This is a genomic window from Streptosporangium sp. G12 (assembly GCF_052983175.1).
The window spans coordinates 190,571-205,702 of sequence record NZ_JBRIQO010000001.1 but is presented as its reverse complement, the minus strand read 5'-3'; the positions used below and the strand labels follow the sequence as shown (position 1 = coordinate 205,702).

The 15,132-nt window shown below is 71.5% G+C and carries 16 protein-coding genes; 8 read left to right on the top strand and 8 right to left on the bottom strand.

The window, feature by feature from the left end:
• Positions 1–31: 31 nt before the first annotated feature.
• From ACVCAG_RS00855 to ACVCAG_RS00835, 5 genes are read left to right on the top strand one after another with little or no spacing between them, the layout of a single operon-like run.
• Complete coding sequence (locus ACVCAG_RS00855; RefSeq protein WP_440086306.1) at positions 32–823, top strand: hypothetical protein; 792 nt, start codon at positions 32–34, stop codon at positions 821–823.
• 2 nt (positions 824–825) lie between these two features.
• Complete coding sequence (locus tag ACVCAG_RS00850; RefSeq protein WP_447189308.1) at positions 826–1,089, top strand: hypothetical protein; 264 nt, start codon at positions 826–828, stop codon at positions 1,087–1,089.
• Positions 1,086–1,739, top strand: coding sequence for a hypothetical protein (locus ACVCAG_RS00845; RefSeq protein WP_447189307.1), 654 nt, complete (start codon positions 1,086–1,088; stop codon positions 1,737–1,739). Before ACVCAG_RS00850 ends, ACVCAG_RS00845 begins: the two co-directional genes overlap by 4 nt.
• Positions 1,739–3,262, top strand: coding sequence for a hypothetical protein (locus tag ACVCAG_RS00840; protein WP_447189306.1), 1,524 nt, complete (start codon positions 1,739–1,741; stop codon positions 3,260–3,262). The genes ACVCAG_RS00845 and ACVCAG_RS00840 overlap by 1 nt, the downstream gene beginning before the upstream one ends.
• The gene (locus ACVCAG_RS00835) at positions 3,259–6,306 is read left to right on the top strand and encodes a WD40 repeat domain-containing protein (protein WP_440086310.1); all 3,048 of its coding nucleotides are present in this window, start codon (positions 3,259–3,261) and stop codon (positions 6,304–6,306) included. Before ACVCAG_RS00840 ends, ACVCAG_RS00835 begins: the two co-directional genes overlap by 4 nt.
• Positions 6,307–6,317: 11 nt before the next feature.
• Here ACVCAG_RS00835 and ACVCAG_RS00830 read toward each other — a convergent pair whose 3' ends face one another.
• The 5 genes from ACVCAG_RS00830 to ACVCAG_RS00810 all read right to left on the bottom strand — a co-directional run bounded on the left by ACVCAG_RS00830 (position 6,318) and on the right by ACVCAG_RS00810 (position 9,191).
• Entirely contained in the window at positions 6,318–6,527 is a 210-nt protein-coding gene (locus ACVCAG_RS00830; protein ID WP_440086311.1) for a radical SAM-modified peptide, FtsH ternary system-associated, read from the bottom strand.
• Between the two features lie 3 nt (positions 6,528–6,530).
• A complete protein-coding gene (locus tag ACVCAG_RS00825; protein ID WP_447189305.1) occupies positions 6,531–7,574 on the bottom strand; it encodes a radical SAM protein in 1,044 nt (347 codons plus the stop codon).
• Positions 7,571–7,780: a hypothetical protein gene (locus ACVCAG_RS00820; RefSeq protein ID WP_440086313.1), complete on the bottom strand. Its 210-nt coding sequence runs from the start codon at positions 7,778–7,780 to the stop codon at positions 7,571–7,573. Before ACVCAG_RS00820 ends, ACVCAG_RS00825 begins: the two co-directional genes overlap by 4 nt.
• A gap of 737 nt (positions 7,781–8,517) precedes the next feature.
• Positions 8,518–8,862, bottom strand: a complete 345-nt coding sequence (locus ACVCAG_RS00815) for an IS3 family transposase (RefSeq protein WP_447189304.1) — start codon at positions 8,860–8,862, stop codon at positions 8,518–8,520.
• Positions 8,790–9,191 (bottom strand): transposase, encoded by a 402-nt coding sequence (locus ACVCAG_RS00810; RefSeq protein ID WP_440086315.1) that lies wholly within the window; start codon positions 9,189–9,191, stop codon positions 8,790–8,792. Before ACVCAG_RS00810 ends, ACVCAG_RS00815 begins: the two co-directional genes overlap by 73 nt.
• 162 nt (positions 9,192–9,353) lie before the next feature.
• On the opposite strand from ACVCAG_RS00810, the gene ACVCAG_RS00805 reads away from it, so the two are divergent.
• From ACVCAG_RS00805 to ACVCAG_RS00795, 3 genes are all read left to right on the top strand, one after another.
• A complete protein-coding gene (locus ACVCAG_RS00805) occupies positions 9,354–10,025 on the top strand; it encodes a hypothetical protein (protein WP_447189303.1) in 672 nt (223 codons plus the stop codon).
• 131 nt (positions 10,026–10,156) lie between these two features.
• Positions 10,157–10,336: a hypothetical protein gene (locus tag ACVCAG_RS00800; protein ID WP_440086318.1), complete on the top strand. Its 180-nt coding sequence runs from the start codon at positions 10,157–10,159 to the stop codon at positions 10,334–10,336.
• A 59-nt stretch (positions 10,337–10,395) separates the two neighbouring features.
• Positions 10,396–11,019, top strand: coding sequence for a DUF305 domain-containing protein (locus tag ACVCAG_RS00795; RefSeq protein ID WP_447189302.1), 624 nt, complete (start codon positions 10,396–10,398; stop codon positions 11,017–11,019).
• 9 nt (positions 11,020–11,028) lie between these two features.
• Here ACVCAG_RS00795 and ACVCAG_RS00790 read toward each other — a convergent pair whose 3' ends face one another.
• Genes ACVCAG_RS00790 through ACVCAG_RS00780 form a run of 3 tightly spaced genes read right to left on the bottom strand, consistent with a single transcriptional unit; the run spans position 11,029 to position 15,088 of the window.
• Positions 11,029–12,069: a thiopeptide maturation pyridine synthase gene (locus ACVCAG_RS00790; protein WP_447189301.1), complete on the bottom strand. Its 1,041-nt coding sequence runs from the start codon at positions 12,067–12,069 to the stop codon at positions 11,029–11,031.
• Positions 12,070–12,074: 5 nt separating this feature from the next.
• Positions 12,075–12,905 (bottom strand): lantibiotic dehydratase C-terminal domain-containing protein, encoded by an 831-nt coding sequence (locus tag ACVCAG_RS00785; protein ID WP_447189300.1) that lies wholly within the window; start codon positions 12,903–12,905, stop codon positions 12,075–12,077.
• On the bottom strand, positions 12,902–15,088 hold the full coding sequence (locus tag ACVCAG_RS00780; RefSeq protein WP_440086322.1) for a hypothetical protein: 2,187 nt from the start codon (positions 15,086–15,088) through the stop codon (positions 12,902–12,904). Before ACVCAG_RS00780 ends, ACVCAG_RS00785 begins: the two co-directional genes overlap by 4 nt.
• Positions 15,089–15,132: the final 44 nt, after the last annotated feature.

Below are 15,132 nucleotides of genomic sequence, written 5' to 3'. Positions count from 1 at the left end.
ACCGACGTCACAACATCCAGGGAGGGACGGCATGTGCAACCCCCGGCGCATCCGCGTACAGGCAACACGCAGGATCGCTGAAGCGTGGAAGGCCGAGATCGAGCAGGCCGCGACGGTAACCGGCGATGTGACGTCCGAGGCCCGGCTCACCCAGTCGATCGCCGACCTGCTCCCGCCGGCCGCCCTCGCGGCCTTCGACCAGGCTGTGGCCGACAATTCCGAATGGGTGTGGCAGGACGGGAAATACCGCAGGTCGGTACCCGGCGGAGAGACCACCTACCAGCCCGGCACCGGAGAGATCGAGATCGTTGTTCAGCTCAGTGCGGCCATCGAGGCGGTCGGCACCGCCAGGCTCGAGGCGTCCGGCGAGATCGTGGACGAGATCGTGGCCGAAGCGAGCGACGGCTACTACCGCGACGGATTTCGCGGCCGGACCAAGGAGGCCGCGCGCGCCCGGGCCAAGGCCGCGGCCGAGGCCGAACTCGACGGCCTGGCCGCCGAGCGCAAGGAGGCGCTCGTCCAGCAGGCCAAGGAGGCCGCCAAACACGCGCTCAACCAGCATGTGGACGAGGCGAAGGAGGAGGCGCGGCACGACGCGCAGCGGCGGCTGACCCTGCGCGCCGACGAGATGCGACAGGAACTCGACCAGGCCGCGGCCCGGAGTCTCGAAGCCGTCCAGCACGAGTGTCTTGAAGCGATCATGCAGCTGGTCGCGATGGGCTACTCGAACGCGCTGCAGGCCTATGCCGCCCAGCACGGCGAGAACCTCCAGGTCATCGAGGAAGACGGCGTCATTCAGATCCAGTTCGAGGTGGAGAGGTAGTCATGCGGGTCCGGGTGCACTTCAGGATCGACAGCAGGACGGGCGAGGTCGAAAAGTTCATCGTCGAGGACATCAGCGTCGAGCCGGAGGCCGAGCACGAATCGGTCCACGACCGGATCGCGGTCGAGGTGGGCAGGGTCGTCGAACGGCGTCCCGCGCCGGAGCAGGTGATGCCGGACACGGTCGGCGGTGACGCGACCCCGCTCACGTATCAGTCCGCTGAGGAATTTCCGCCCACGCCCGCACGTGAGGAAGCGAAGGAATGACCGCGGGACGTGTCCACCTGCTCGGGCAGGCCGCGCTCTGCTTCGAGCAGGTCGGACGGTTCGCCGACGCCGCCCGGTGCCGCGAGGGCGCGGGTGAGCCGGTGGCGGCGGCGGAGCTCTACCGCAGGGCGGATGACGTCGCCGAGGCGGCACGCTGCTACCAGCGGGCCGGCCTCACCGGCGAAGCGGCACGCTGTCTCCTCGAACTCGGCCGTCCCGAGGACGCCGCTGAGTTGCTCGAACAGGCCGGTCAGCTGCTGGAGGCCGGATGGACCCTGGTCGCGGACGCGCGGCGATCCGCGCAGGCCAGGCGCCTCCTCACCCAGGTGCGCCCGACTCAGCCCGGCGCCCGGCTGCGGCACCGGATCGCCGAGGCGCTCTGCGCCGCGTTGGAAGGGCGGCCCCAGTCGCTCATCGACGCGCTCCTCGAGGTGGAGGAGAAGCTGGCCGAGGTGAACCCCGCCAGCGAGCGGGCCCGGGCGGAACGCTGGGCCGTCCAGGCCGCGGACCAGATCGGTCGGCCCGACCTGGCGGCCCAGGTCTTCGCGGCGGCGTACCGATGCGGACAGCGCGGCGTGGTGGCTCGCTGGCGCGCCTGGGGCGGGCAGGCTCTCGGCGGGATGGCCGGGATCCCAGAACGGGACCTGTGATGGCGAGGTGGCGCAAGAACAGCTGGGAACCCCGCCCGGGTGGTTTCCACATCACCCGGCTCGACCAGGAGTCGGCGCCGGCCGCCCCGCAACCCGAGGGAGCGCTCGCGCCGCAGGACGTGTTCGCGTCCAGGTTCACGGTGCCCGCCGACGCGCTGACCTTCCTGGCCGCGATACGGGACGATGATCGCCGACGCTACCCGCCCACCCGCCGGGGCCCGGATGGTGCTGTCTGGGTGATCGTCAGCCAATCACGTCCATCCGAAGCCGAACTTTCCTGGGCTCTGGGCGGTACGGTCCACCTGCCGGCGGGCCCGAACCTGGTGTCGCCGCGCGGACGGGTGCAGGCGTGGGCCGACGTCGACGCCTGGCCGCGGGTGTCGTGGCTCGAACTGGCGGCGGGGTTCGCGCCGGGCGACGGCGGCGGGGAGCAGCGCGAGCTGCTGGTCGTCACGACCGGCCCCATCGCCCGATGGCTGATCGACCGGTTCCACGCCGGGGACCTCGATGTCCGGGTCGCGCTCGCCCACCTGAACGGTCCGGAGCATTGGCCGGCCGTGCTGGTCCGGGTGACCGGCCGCGGCCGCACCGTGCCGAAGTCGGTGGCGTACGCGCTGGCCGGCCTGCCGCAGACGGTCGTCTGCCGGACCGGGACCGATCGGCTGCTCGTCGATCACCGGCTGAGCCTCCCGCTCCCCGACGAGGAACTGGCCCGGTGGGTGCCGGTCGGCGAACAGTGGCTGCTCACCGCGGAGCTGGGCCTGTGGCAGATCGTCGAGCGCGGCAACGAACAGACGCCGCCGTTGCGGGCGGCCGACGCCTTGCGCCCCCCGCCCGCCCCGCCCGCCGGACGTTTCCCGCCCGATCTGGGAGTGGAAGTCCGGCTCGTACCTGATGAGCAGGCACGCACCATCGACGCCCTGCTGCTCAGTGACGACGAGCTGCCGCCGGTACGCCGTTTCCTGACCGGCCACCCCACCGGGGAGCGCGCCTTCCTGGTGCTGGGAGCGGGCTGGCACCTGCTCGCCGAACCGGGCCGCGACCTGCCGGACGTGCCGTTCGGGATTCCGTTGCACAGGGTCGGGCCCGGAGCGCTCTACCTGCAATCCGGTTACCGCTTGCAGCCGGGGCTCCCCGCCGCGGCGCGCGCGGCACTGTTCGCGCTGAACTCCGAGAGCCTGGTGGTCGTCCGCGCGGGCGAGACCCACCGCCTGTCGACCGGACACACTGTCCCGATCTGGTCGTTGTGGCTGGGCAGGACCGTGGCGGCGGACGCTCAGGCGGGATCCCTCTCACCCACGGCTCAGGCGATCCTGGAACGCGTGGACGCCGCCGACGCTCGCGTCACCGAGGTCGCCGTCGAGGCCGACCCGGCCGATGCCGTCCGGACCGGTCTGAGATCGGAGGGCTTCCTGCTCGAACAACAGGGCAAACTGTCCGAGGCCGCCCGGAAGTACTGGGAGGCCGGTGAGCCCCTGCTGGCGGCCAGGCTCTACGAGCTCGCAGCGGGGACCGACCAGTGAGCGCCCCCCAGGCGGTGGCCACCATCCCCGCCCATGAATGCCGCTGTGTACGCCTGTCGCCTGACGGAACGGCCATCGTCATCGTCGGACCCGCGCTGGCGGAACTACGGGAGACCGCGGACGGGAGGGTGGTGTGGTCCCGGCCATGGGACACTCCCGCCCCCTTCGTCGCGGAGGCCGTATGGGGAACCGGCGGCGACACGGTGACCCTGCTCGCGGGCGGCGCCCTGAGCATGCTCGACGCCGCGACCGGTGATGCGCTGCGGGTCCCGCCCGATATGGCCGAACGGCGGGACGTCACGGCGCTGGCGCTGGCGCATGACGGGGTGACTCTCGCGGTCGGCACCCAGGACGGCGCGGTGCTGCTGTGGGAGCAGGCCACCGGGCAGGTCACCCGCCTACGTGGCGGCGGGGACCCGGTGAGCGCGCTCGCCTGGCGGCCTGGAGTCGAGGAGCTGTGCGTCACCCGGCCGCGCTCCACCCAGTTCTGGACCCTGGACCCGCAGACGATGATCTCGTCGATCAACATGGGGGACATCTATCCGCTCCGGCTCGCCTGGTCACCGGACGGTGCCCTGATCGCGGTGGCCGGACTTCGGGATGTACGAGCGATCGGCGTCTCCGGACGCGTCGAGACGGCGCCGCCGTTCGTGGTCGGCGACCGGCCGTTGGGGTTGGGTTTCAGCCGGACCGGGTCGACGCTGTTCGTCGGCATGCCCGACGGGTCGGTCCGGTTGCTCGACCGTCAGCTGCGTGAACGCCAGACCTCGCCGACCGTGCTCTCGGCGGCGGTGGCCGAGTTCTCACACCTGCACGTCAACGAGACCGGGCTGCTGGCCGTACGCGCCGACCCGGCGACCGTGGCGCTCTACCAGCTGGCCGACACACGACTCCCTTCGACCGAGCGGCGGACGACGGTCGCGTTGCGCCGGTGGGCGGCCGGCGTGGCGCGTTCGATCGGCCGGGCGGCCCACGACGTGACACCACCGCCGGTGCCGAGGCAGCTCGCGAAACAAGCCTCCTTCGCATGGGCCGCCGAAGGCTGGATCCTCGGTGATCGGGACAGGAGCCGGGTCACGCGGCACGCGGCGGACGGCGAGCGCCGGTGGAAGGTCAAGGTCCGGCCGGGACCGCTGGCCGCCTACGACCACTTCGTCGCGGTCACCGGTGACGACGGCGAACTCACCGTGCTCGACGCGGACGACGGCAGCCAGGCCGCCAAGGTGGCGGGAATGGGGCCGGCGGCGTGGGCGCCTCAGGCGCTCGCCGTGACCGCTCCCGCCAAGCGGGGCCGGGTCGCGACCGAGTTGCTCGTCTACGACCGGACCTGGGACAAGCCGCGCCTGGTCCCGGTGAGGGACGGGGTTTCGACCCCTGCATGGGCGCCGGACGGTTCGCTGCTGGCCGCGCCCTCCGCCGAGGCGGTCGTGATCTGGGAGGGCGAGACGCTGGTCCGCGCTCGACGGCTGGCACACGGCTCGGCTCGCCCCACTGCCGCCTCATGGTCTCCGGATGGGGCTTGGATCGCGGTTGACTATGTGAACGCCCCGGTCACACTCTGGTCCACCCGTACCTGGACCGCCGACCAGGCGCTCGGACGATCCACTCCTCCAAACGGTGTGCTGGCCCTGGCGTGGTCACCGGATTCACGCTTGCTCGCGATCGCGTCGCCGCACGTGATCGGGGCCGTCGACCTGTGGGACGTCCGGCGGGGCAGACCGGTCCTGACCGTCCCACCGGCGGCGGAGCGACGTCCGGTAACGGCGGTGGACTGGGCGGCGGACGGCCGGTTCGCCGTAGTCCACGACGACGGGCGGGTGATCCAGTGGCAATTGACGCTTCCGCTCCTGGTCGACGACTTCGCGGCGACGCTCCCGTATCCCGAGCCCATGCTGGCCGCGCTCGCCGCAGGCATGGCCGCCGGGGGCACGATGGTCTCTCTCGCACTGCTCGCCGACCTGGTGTCACTGCTGCTGGGCCGGGACGCCGGTCCGCTGGCCCCGCTCGACGGCCATCCCGGCTTGGCGATCCTGCGCGGGCTGCGCTGGCCGCCGGAGGCGGTGATCGGGTTGGCGGTGCTGGTCGCGTCCGGTCTTTCCGGCAAGGACGCCCAACCGCCACCTGCGGACGCGGTGCAGGACGACCTGCGGGCGGCCGTCGAGCTGGCGCTGGGCGGGCTGCCGGTGGCCACCCGGCCGTACGAACCGCCCATCCCGGAGCTGCTCGCCGAACTGGACCGGATCGACGATTCAGTCGAGATCCTCGCCATCCTGTTGGGGCCGGACGCGGTCGCCATGGAGCCCGACCTTCTGGCACGGCTGCGCGCCCACAGCTTCGGCGGCTGGTCCCTGACCCCAAGGCAGCGGCGGCTGCTGGGGCTGAGGTCGGCGTTGCGCTCCGACGGAACGTCGCAGGGGCAGGGGCTGGGAGACACGCGGGCCGGGATCGCCAGGAACGGGGAACTGCCCTCGCTGCTGCCTACCCAACTCGCGCTGCCGCGACTGGTGCTGACCGCCAAGATGTCGCGGGACGAGTTGCTGTACCGGACACGGCAGGGTGAGCTTCCCACCGACGCACAGCCCGTTGTGCTGATCCTCGACGACACGCCGGCGGCGCACGGTGCGATCGGAGTCACCCTGCGGCTGACCGCGAACCTGCTCGCCTCGATCGCCATCAGGCAGCACCGCAGGTGCGCGCTGGTGCTGCTGAGCTCAGGCCGGGCCCGGTTTTTGGACGGCATGGCCGACCTCGTCCACGTGTGGACGGCCGGCAGCGTCGAGCGGCCCTCACTGCCCCGGGCGCTGGCCGCAGCCGACGAGGCGGCCGGGCAGCTCAGCGACCCGCTGACCGGGCTGCCGCGCCTGGTGCTGCTGACCCATCCGTTCCTGGCCTGCTCACCCCGCTCAGGTCTGCACGTCGTCCGGGTACGTTACCCGGGAGTGGCGGCAGAAGACCAGACGCCGCGCACCCACCTTCTGGGGGCCGACGCCGACCCGGAGGAACTGCACGCGGTGATCGGTGCGATCGTCACCGACCGCTCCTAGCGGCCGAGAGCTCAGCCGCAGAGCATCTGCTCGATCTCCTCGGGGTCGAGCCCGGCGAGGATCTTCTCCAGGACCTCGGGGCGGAACGCGTCGCCCAGGATCTCGACCCCGTCGGCGGTGACGGAGATCCGCAGCCGGACCAACCGGCCTTCAGGGTGGTCGGGGTACTCCTCGGGCTGAATGAGATCGGGCAGATCTTCGACGAATCGGTACTCGCTCATGGTTCACCATCGTCCTTCGAGAGCAGTTCCGCAGTCGGGGCAGTGCCCCTCTTCCAACCGGTTCTCGGTCAGGGACCATATCTCGCGGCTCACCACCACGCTCTGGCAGCCAGGGCAGCGGGTGGCCCGGCCTTCGGCCCCGAGCGCCCGCTCGACGTATACATGCCGGAGCCCGGCCGCTTGGCCGGCCGCGACCGCGTCGGCCAATTCTCCCGGGCTTGTCGGACGCTCATCCGCCATCTGGTACGCGGGACTGAACCGCATCGGATGCCACGGAATGCCGGCATCGATTCCCGCGATGACCTCGGCGATCGGCTCCGGTGCCGAGACGCCGGGGATCAAAGGCGTGGAGACCTCGACCCACACGCCTAGATCGCGGAAGGCGCGAATCGTATCGATCACGGGCCGGACCGAGCCGCCGGTGAGCCGGTGATGGGATTCCTCGTCGACCCCCTTGAGGTCGATGTTCACGGCCGCGAGCGCGGGCGCCGCCAGTTCGACCGCCTCCGGCGTGAGGAAGCCGTTGCTCTTCCAGACCACCTCGACGCCCTGCTCCCGCCCGTGGCGCGCCAGCTCGAGGGTGAGCTCCAGAGCGAGGGACGGCTCGGTGTAGGAGAGCGCCACGCAGCCGCCCAGACCGGCTGCCCGTGTCACGATCTCCCGCGGGTCGACCTCTCGCGCTTCCCAGACAGCCCTGTCGTCGCGGCCGTACTGGGAGATCCGGAAGTTGACACAGTAGCCGCACCGGAACGAACAGCCCGGCGCGGCCAGAGTCACGCTGGGAATGCCGGGCCGGTAGTGGAAGAACGGCTTCCGTTCCACCGCATCGACGTGGACGACCGTGGTGGCGAACGTCGCGGTCTCCAGCCCGTCCGGGCCGCCGCGCCGTACCTTGCAGGCTCCTACTTGCCCCTGCTTGACAACGCAGTGGTGTGGGCAGAGCCGGCACCGGATTCCACGCGCGGTGGACTCACCGAGCACCGCCGGGATCCAGCGTGCGGGACGACCGGAGTCGGCTCCGATGTCGGTGGCGGGGTCGACGGTCATGCGCGAGGCCCTCCGGGCGCCCGCTGAACGCCCGCGCCGTTCGCGAACTCGACCGGGGACAGCTCCATGGCCCGGCCGGCGAGCTCCTGTTCCGGCGTCATCTCGGTGCCGCTCACTCCGGCCGCCGCGGCCCGGTCGGCGAACGAGTCGGCGAAGTCGGTGGGTGCTCCGTCGGCCGGCTCCGTCGCGCGACACCCGTCGATCACCACTGGCGGGTGCCGGTCGGGCCGGTGCGGAGGCGACGACGGAGGGACGTGGGTCCACCGGTCGGCGTCGCTTGGCGTGACCAGGCGGACGGACCGTCTCGTCAACCGTGTCCGTGCTCTCACCGGCACCCTCCTCCGCCGTTTCCAACGTAAGCCCTCATCGTGAAGTCCGCTGGCATATCCAGAGAATTCCACCTTCGGGAAACTCACTCATTGTGGATGGCGTGAGTTCCGTCGACTTCGTGTTCTGCGCGCTCTGTCGTGGATTCTCCGGATATTCGGTTCTCGGCGTCGTCCTTGATCAGCGCGTGACAAGAAATCCGGCAGTCATCGGCCCTGGTGGTGGACCTTTTCATCCTGTCGTGCGGGATGCCCGGATGCGGGCGGCACCTAGGTGGCCTTCAAGGGGTGAAGCCCTTCCGGTGGTTCCTTTACGCGGTGCTCCAGACTGTTCCAGCGTGAACCATCTGATCGATTTTCCTGTTCGGATGCACGTCATGCGGTTCGTGTTCTTGTTGTTCGCCGTGTTGCGGAGGATATCGGTGGGGACACGAGTCAGGACCTGAACCGCGCCGGGATTGCTGGAGACTTTGATGTACCCCGGCTTTCGTGGAGTCGGTGGTCTGCCCCGGGTCCGGTGGAGTCGCGTTTCTGGATTGTCATGCCACGATGGTCGTGTTTTCGAACTCTGTCGGGGTCAGCATGGCGAGGCTGCTGTGACGCCGTCTGCGGTTGTGTCAGATCTCCAGGTACTCGAAGATGGCGTTGGCGAGCTGATTCGGCGCGCTTTGGGAGAACTGGCGGTCGACCAGGTCGGTGGCGATCTGGTCGGGTGTGGACCGGCGCCACCTGGGCCGGCCGGTGACCCCGGCCGGTCCGGCCCGGCGCATCAGGAGTTTCACTGCGCCGTGGCTGACCGGCACGCCGTGGCCCAGCCGCGGCTCGGCGTGTACACGGCGGGCACCATGGGTGCTGCGGGAGCCGGTATGCACCTGAGTGATCAGGTCGGTCAGCCAGGCGTGCCGGATCGCGCGCGGGGAGGGGGGCCGGTTGCGCCAGGCGTAGTAGCCCGAGACCGACACCCGAAGGACGCGGCAGGCGACCTCGACCGCGATGGCTTCGAACCGCCTTTTGGGGGCACCACCTCTCGCACCGGCTCGATCGCGCGGCGGGTGGCCTGCAGTTCGGTCTCCAGCTCGGCGATGCGTTGCCTGGCCGCGAGCAGTTCGGCCTTCTCGCTGCTGGTCAGGCCGGGCTCCAGGCCGCGGTCGATGTGGTCTTGTCGACGCCAGGAATGGATCGTCTGGCTGCTGATGTCCAGGTCACGGGCCACGTCGGTGACCGTGCGGCCCGCCTCAACGAGATCTGGCACCTTGCGCCGGAACTCCGATGGGTAGCCACGCCGTCCCATGCCACTCTCCTCTCAACGAGTGGCACAGGAATCCAAGAACCCGCCTCCACAAGACCAGGGGCACACCAGGGATCAAACCCTCATCAAGGGAACAACGGGGGCCGCGCACGCGTACCTTCGTGCTGACCGTTCGACACAAGCACGCGCGAAGGAGCCCGTCAGGTGACCAGCACTCTGACCCTGCAAGCACTGCGGCGACTGAGGACCGCCCCTGGCGGGCAGCTCGACTGCCGGATCAGCTTCTCCGACGGACCGGGAACTTCGCGGCCGGTCGCTTATGTGGAACGCGAGGTGCTGCCCGACGGCATATCCGCCTACCTCGCGGCCCGGAAGAGCGGAGCCCGCTCCTTCGTCCTGTGGGCGGACGAGCATCGCCAGGCGCGGGTCGCCACCCTGGTCACCGTCTCCGCGGGCGGCGGGCGGGCACAGTTCAAGGTGCTCGGCCCGCACGGCGAACCGCTCGGTATGTTCACGCGCGACAAGGCGTTCAGCCAGGGACTGCGCACACGCTGGACGGTGAGCCGCGCCGGCAGCCCCGACGCGGTGGGGTACAAGGGCCGGCTGTTCTGGTGGTGCGTGTGGTGGCTCTGCTCGCCCCTGCTGCCGCTCATCCTCGTGGCCGCCCTGTTCGGCGGCGGCGGCGACTTCCCGCGCGGTCCACGCCGCATCAAGTGGCGCTCCGGCGGACAGGTCCCGCTTGAGTTCAAGTCGTCCGGGGACACGGTACATCTGTACGCGCCGGAGCTGGACTGGCGGCTCGGAGCCGCCCTCGTGGCCCTGATCCCCTCCTTCGACGGCTGGATCGGCGACCCCTGGGACAGCAGGAAGGACTGACGGGCAGGCGGCGCGCCCGTGATGCGGCGGGAGGCGCGGACGGTGGGTTCGGAGCGCGGAGGCCGCGTGAACAGGATCCCGGCGAAGGGCCGGCCCGGGAATCGTGCGCTGGCGGGCCGATCGCGCTCACGGTGGTCGGTGTCGTCCTCGGACTGGGGCTGTTCGCGGCCGCCGACGCCGACCCGGCGTACGGTTCGTCCGCGCTCGGCTATCTCGGCCTCGTCGTGTGGGGCGGCCTCGCGGTCCTGTCGCCGGTCCTGCTCGGGTCGTTCATTGCCGGGCTGGTCATGCTGATCCGCGCGCGCAGCTGAGATCGCGGCGGGACGCGGCCCGCCGGCACGAGGGTCGGGTGACACCAGGGGTGCGGGGGATGGCCGCGCAGATGGCCGCCCGAGGTCACGCGCTCGCCGGTGATGCCCGACCCGCCCGCACGCTGCTGGACGAGGCCGAGGCCCTGATCCGCCAGGCCGCCGAGCACGCCGACGACGAGCCGGTGTGGATGTACTTCTACGACGAGACGTGGTTCCGTCTCCAGCGCGGCATGACCGAGCTCCACCTCGCCGACTGGCCAAAGGCGATCGACTTGCTGACGGAAGGGCTGTCCGGTCTGCCGGAGAGCTACAAGCGGGATCGTGCTTGGTACGGCTCGTGTCTGGCCAAGGCCCATGCCGAGGCCGGAGACGCGGCGGCCCGAGATCGGGGTGCTGACCGGCTGGCTGACCCGGCTCGGCCGCGAGGCGCCCGCCGACCACGCCCACCTGACGGGCTACGGCATGCCTGCCTGGCGGAGATGAACCGGCTCCGGTCGGCTCGGCGCGCCGCCTTCGACCGGTTGTTCCCGACGCTGATGATCCGCCACCACGAGGGCGCGATCACGATGGCGGGCGAACGGCTCAAGGGCGGCCGCGGCCGGCTGATGCGCACCCTGGCCACCGACATCGTCACGGGGCGGCAGATCGAGGTCGGCCGCATGAAGGGCCTGCCGGCAAGGTGATCCGTCCCGCTAGCCGAGGGCGTAGCGGCGCATCGACTCCAGGCCGGAGACGCCGTAGACCTCCTCGACCGCGTTCGCGAGCAGGTGGCAGGTGCGGAAGCGGTCGAGCGGGGTCAGGCCGAGCCTCGTCAGGTGCAGGTAGGTGTAGTTGAGCACCACCCGGTAGCGCAGGAAGTCGGGGCGGGCGAACATGTCGCGGCGGTAGCCGGGGGTGCCGAACATCAGGGTGTGCAGTTCGCCCCTCGTCTCGGCCGGGGTGTCGTCCATGGTCGGCAGCAGGTGCACCACGCGGTCGGCCCTCGCGCGGTAGGTCTCCACGAGCGCCGCCCACTCCCGGACGAACGGGCTGTCCCCGTCTGCGTCGATGGTGTCCACGACCTGCCTGACCCGTTGGGTGAGCAGGGCGCGGCGGGAGCCGTACACCTCGTTGAAGGAGCGCCGGGCGGCCTCGGGGTCCTTGGACCACATGAGGTAGCCCTCGGCGTGCACCCGGAACGACAGGTAGCTGCGCTCGATCGGGTGGGAGGTGTGCGCGACCGTCAGGAGCAGGGCCATGGCCAGGTCCGACTTGGTGTCGCGGCCGTCGCGGCAGTGGTCGAGCATCGTGAACAGGAGCGGGGTGCTGTCGCTGTAGAACGCGGTCAGCAGGTCGACGGCCTCGTCGCCGCCCAGGACGTGGCGGCGGTCGTCGAACGGGAACTCGACGATCGAGTTGTCGGCGGGCCACGGGGTGAGCGGGCCGTGCTCCTGCTCGCGCGCGGCCATGAGGCGGTGCCGCGCCAGGCTCTCGGCCTGGTCCACCACGTACGTCGACGGGTGGTCGCGCAACCATCCGCCGACGACCGTGCCGACGCGGGGGCGCACCACCTCCTCCCACATCCGCCGGTCGGTCTTCACGTTGATGCGCAGGTGGGGGCCCTGCCGCCAGTGGCGCACCACGTACGCCGCCTCGACGTGGTCGCGGATGTCGGCCAGCAGGGGCCGGACGGCGTCGAGGAGCAGGGGGTCCTTGTCCGGCTCGTGGTAGAAGACGTGGACGCTGTGCCACATGGCGGTCACCTCCGCAGCGCGGCCAGCGCGCGGGCCGCGAGAGTCGAGATGTGCGATTCCGGGCCGGGGCGCAGGCCGATCCGGTTGTGGAACAGGTGGGCGCAGCGCAGCAGCACGCGGGCCCGTTGTGCGTCGTCGCCGATGACGGCCAGGTGGGCGTGGGCTGAGCCCGCGTCGCCGGTCGTCGTCGGGATGCTCGCGGCCAGGTCGTTGATCGAGGCGGCCCAGGTGCCGAGCAGACCGGAGCCGTCCTTCAGGTGCCAGAGGCGTTCGGTCTGGGTGACCAGCGCGGCCGGGAGGTCGCCGGGGTCGTGCGGGGGCAGGCGGCGGGCCGCTTCGGCGAGGTCGGGCTGGCAGGCGGCCATCGTCAGCGTGAGCACGGCGAGGCCGACGGCGGTCCTGCGTTCCATCGCGGGCGCGCCGTGGAGGACGTCGAGCGCGAGGGAACTGGAGACGCCGAAATGTCGTTCGACGGCGGGCATGTTTCCGTAGACGCGCTCTTCCGGCTCATACGGGATGAATACCACGCTGTCGGCCGGGTGGAGGGCGGGGTCGTAACTCTCGCGGCGTTCCCCTTCCGCGAGCACGGCCGCCAGCCGCCGGTAGGCCGGGGCGTCGACGGCGGGCGACGGGTGGTCGGCGAACCACCGGGCGGCTCGGGCCCTGATCTCGTCGCGGGGCACCCCTTTCAGGCGCAGCCGCACGTGGGGGCCCGACTCCCAGTAGCGCAGGTAGAAGCAGGCCGTCGCCGACCGGGCCAGCGGGGTGACGACGGCGCGGATCAGGTCGTCGAGGTCGCCGGTGTGGAACAGGTGGGCGCTCTGCCAGGGGGTCACGGGGCGCTCACCTGGATGACGTACTCGGTGACGCGCGGGCCGCCGGGGTAGACGGGGGCGTCCTCGGGGGTGGGCAGGGTCTCCTCGACGACCATCAGGGCGTCGGGGTTCCCGGCCGCGTGGCGCAGGCCGGCGAGCAGGAAGGGGTCGGTGACGTCGACGTACATGGGCTTGCGGTGTTTGCCGAGCAGGCCCGCGAGCAGGCCGTCGCGCAGGTCCAGGACCCGGGCGAAGAAGCGCCGCGGCATGCCGTGGTCGCGCAACCACGACGCCAGCGCGGGCGGGCCGCCCGAGGGGAAGTCGGCGGCGCGCAGCCGCCAGCACTCGCGGGCCAGCGTGACCACGCCCAGGTCGAGGCGGGGCAGGTGGTCGATCCGGCCGCGCGGCGGCACCGGGCCGGGGCGCAACACCCAGCCGGGCACCATCGCGACCGACGGTTCGCCGAAGACCCTGACCAGGAACTGCAACCACGGCGGCAACCAGTGCTGGGCGGTCATGCCCAGGTGCATCGGGCGCACCTTCCCGCCGTCGGCCCACAACGCCAGCCGGGAACCGTCGAGCCGCACCGTCAACGCCGAGGGGTGCAGGCCTCCACCCGTGGTGTACGGGTAGTCGATCGTCACATCGGCCGTGGTGGTGCGGAGGTTCAGGCCGCTGCCGAGGGCGCCCGTGACCTCGGCGATCCTGGTGTCGCGTTGCGGGGCCCGCAGCGCCGACGCGTCCGGGGCGTGGCCGATCCGGCGCAGCTGGTGGTGGAGACGGGACAGCCCCTTCCCGTAACCGGCGGTGACGGTGTTGACGACCAGGCGGCCCTCCGGGAGCGCCTGGGCGTAGACGCAGATCGAACCCGGGGCGCGGAACCGGTCGTCGTCGGGGGGCTCGCCGGTCCGCAGGAAACGTTCGCGCAGGTCCGCGTGGCCGGGAGCGGCCGCGAAGGGATCGCGGACCAGGTCGCGCAGCGGTCCCGGGGCACTGTGGACGGCGCGGTAGAAGCTCATGACGGGGACGGCGGCGCCGGGGCCGTACCGGCGCAGGAAGAAGTCGGCGGCGGCCAGTTTCACCGGGAGGTCGCCGTCGAACAGGGCCAGCCCCTTCCGCAGCCGGTTCAGGTCGTCGAGCGCCGGGCGCCACGCCTCCCGGCCGCACCGGCCCGCGTCGCCGGGGATGACGGCGTTGTGCCAGAACAGGTTCCGCTCCGGGATCTCCCTCGGGGCGAGCAGGTCGCGGATCGCCTTCACGTCCTCCTCGACGCCCAGCTTGGTCAGCGGGTCGTCGTCGTGTTCGCCGTACGGCGGCACGAGCTCCACCAGCCCGATGTCGGCCAGCGCCCTGGCCGGTTCCGCGAGCGCAGCCTTCACCGGCTCGGTCGCGGGCACGCTGAGCAGCGGTTCCGTCGCGGTCGGGCCGAGGAACCAGATGCGGCCGTCCTCCTCGAACGCGGTCGGGTTCACCCGCGTCTCCGCGGCCTCCGCGTGCCGCGACAACGTCACCCAGAGCGGGCGCAACACGGCACGGTCGAGGTCGACGACCTCCCGCCACGTCAGGTCGGCGGGCGGGGCGGCCATGGGGCCGTCGTCGGTCCAGGTGCCGAAACCGCTCCACGCGAACGTCGCGTAGGGGCTGGTCTTCATGGTGGCGCGGGCCAGGTAGCGGGCCAGTTTGACCGCCTCCTGGCGCGACGGGGACGTGCGCGCGGCCAGGATCGGGCTGCCGAGCTCGAGCCCCCGGCGGAAGGTCGCGTCCTCGGCCAGCACGCGCAGGAGCTCGGCCTTCTCCCGCCGTTCGGCCTCGTGGACGGCGGGCAGGTCGGCTGCCAGCGTGTCGTGGAGGTCCTTGAGGGCGGTCCAGGCGAGGACCCGTACCCGCAGCTCCTCGGGGAGGGCGGCGAGCACCTGCGGCGCGGTCGCCCGCCGGTCCGGGCGGCGGCCTCGGAAGAGGTCGCGGCGCAGCGCCACCAGGATCGGCTTGAACACGCCCGTGCCGATCACCTCGTGCAGGGGGCCGGACATCGCCCGGCCCTCGTCCGCCAGCGTGCGGGCGACCTCGAGCAGCTCGTCGACGAGCCTCCACGTGCGCTCGCACCGCAACTGCCGCAACCCGTCGGCGGGCAGCCCGGCCACCCGGATGGCGAAGATCGGCGCCACGACGTAATCTCGGTCGGCGGGCTGAGCTGTTCGCGACAAGGACACTCCTTCATCCCGTGACCGAGGGCGCCCGTGCCGTGGGC

What these genes read in the sequence shown, in the direction of transcription:
- ACVCAG_RS00855 (WP_440086306.1), top strand. Translation starts at nt 32, where the DNA reads ATGTGCAACCCCCGGCGCATCCGCGTACAGGCAACACGCAGGATCGCT.
- ACVCAG_RS00850 (WP_447189308.1), top strand. Translation starts at nt 826, where the DNA reads ATGCGGGTCCGGGTGCACTTCAGGATCGACAGCAGGACGGGCGAGGTC.
- ACVCAG_RS00845 (WP_447189307.1), top strand. Translation starts at nt 1,086, where the DNA reads ATGACCGCGGGACGTGTCCACCTGCTCGGGCAGGCCGCGCTCTGCTTC.
- ACVCAG_RS00840 (WP_447189306.1), top strand. Translation starts at nt 1,739, where the DNA reads ATGGCGAGGTGGCGCAAGAACAGCTGGGAACCCCGCCCGGGTGGTTTC.
- ACVCAG_RS00830 (WP_440086311.1), bottom strand. Translation starts at nt 6,527, where the DNA reads ATGAGCGAGTACCGATTCGTCGAAGATCTGCCCGATCTCATTCAGCCC.
- ACVCAG_RS00825 (WP_447189305.1), bottom strand. Translation starts at nt 7,574, where the DNA reads ATGACCGTCGACCCCGCCACCGACATCGGAGCCGACTCCGGTCGTCCC.
- ACVCAG_RS00810 (WP_440086315.1), bottom strand. Translation starts at nt 9,191, where the DNA reads ATGGGACGGCGTGGCTACCCATCGGAGTTCCGGCGCAAGGTGCCAGAT.
- ACVCAG_RS00795 (WP_447189302.1), top strand. Translation starts at nt 10,396, where the DNA reads ATGGCCGCGCAGATGGCCGCCCGAGGTCACGCGCTCGCCGGTGATGCC.
- ACVCAG_RS00790 (WP_447189301.1), bottom strand. Translation starts at nt 12,069, where the DNA reads ATGTGGCACAGCGTCCACGTCTTCTACCACGAGCCGGACAAGGACCCC.